Raw genomic sequence first — 1,547 nt, forward strand, 5'->3', positions numbered from 1 at the left:
TCAAAACTTTGTGTTTCCTGAATATACCGTATTAGATGTCAAAACTTTGTGTTTCCTGAATATACCGTATTAGATGCAGCCATCAACTATCAAAGGGGGCGTTATAACATTCAGTTTAATGCTTATAACCTTACTGATAAACACTATTTCACTGGGAGCAGATCGAGCACAGTTGCTGGTGGTTTAGGTGATCCGTTTAATTATAGAATTGGAATAAGCTACCAAATCCGATGAACAGATCAAAATCAATAACTAAACTGGCATTCTCTTTTCATAGCTGGCTTGGTCTTATTAGTGGTGTTTTTCTATTACTGCTTGGGCTAAGTGGCTCGGCATTGGTCTTTTTAGAAGAGATCGATCACGCGATCAATGCTGAATTACTTAAGGTAAAACCCTCAGGTAAAATACTATTTCTAGATGCCCTCTACAGGAAGATAGGGCAGGAGCATCCAAACGTTGCGGGTATTGCCTGGTTAAATCCTGATGCTGTAACAAATGAAGCATATGAATTCAGACTTTATCAAAACGACGGAAAGATCAGTACCTATGACCTTGGGATGGTCAGCATCAATCCTTACTCTGGTAAGACCTTGCGCGAAGGAAACCTAAAAGATCTAAATCCAAGTTTCATGCACTGGATATTTCAATTTCATTGGAGTTTTCAGCTTGGTATACCGGGATTGCTGCTGGCTACGGTTTTTGGGATTACTATGCTCTTATCTACCATAACAGGGTTGATCATTTACAGAAAGCATGTATGGAAAGTGCTGTCCTTTAAAGAGAAAATGAAATGGAATAATTGGAGAACCATATCCTCTGGTCTACATAGAATTGTTGGAGTATGGGCATTGGCTTTTAATGTGGTTATTTTCTTTACAGGTTTCTGGATGAACAAGTTTTCATTAGATCCTGCATATTGGAAAAAACAAACTGTTTCAACTCCGATAAATACCTTGTCTTCACAAAACATAGACGAAATGCTTAGTAATGCAAAGAAAAATATGCCCGACTTAATCCTTAAAAAAGTTTACTTACCCACCCAGCCCGGAAAGAATTTCCAGGCAAGTGGTACAGTAAAAGGCCAATCCGCATTCTTCTATAATGGAAATTCGATTGCTATAGATCCTACAACTGGAAAAGTGATTTCTATTGAACTATTAGCTGAACACGGATTTTGGGAAAGGGTAGAAGCCACTTTTTTTCCTCTTCACGTAGGAAACTTTGGTGGTGTCACCATCAAAATATTATACGTGATCATAGGTTTATTACCGGGCTTGCTTTCCATTACGGGTGCAATGCTGTGGTGGCGAAAAGTAAGAAAAAGTTACACCTAAACAATTAAAATGAAAAGGGGCCGTATCATAAAGAGGTCGTCATCTCGAACGAATGCGAGAGATCYCCTGATTATGCCGGGTCAAGAGATCTCTCACATTCGTTCCTTTAGATTTGTTTTTGATAATTTAGAATGAGAAGGAAGCAGAAGTAAACTATTCGTTCCTCAGAGTTTAGACTCATATCTCGATTTAGACTTCTGCATCCCTTTCATC

Annotated in this window: 2 protein-coding genes; both read left to right on the forward strand. The window is 38.6% G+C overall.

What is annotated here, in order from left to right:
- Window positions 1-48: 48 nt before the first annotated feature.
- On the forward strand, window positions 49-234 hold the full coding sequence (locus AC1DG9_RS26905; RefSeq protein WP_477635673.1) for a hypothetical protein: 186 nt from the start codon (window positions 49-51) through the stop codon (window positions 232-234).
- Window positions 231-1,334, forward strand: coding sequence for a PepSY-associated TM helix domain-containing protein (locus AC1DG9_RS26910; RefSeq protein WP_337716907.1), 1,104 nt, complete (start codon window positions 231-233; stop codon window positions 1,332-1,334). The genes AC1DG9_RS26905 and AC1DG9_RS26910 overlap by 4 nt, the downstream gene beginning before the upstream one ends.
- The last annotated feature ends 213 nt before the right edge of the window (window positions 1,335-1,547 follow it).

The sequence above is a fragment of the Pedobacter sp. 05L430 genome (assembly GCF_056397585.1).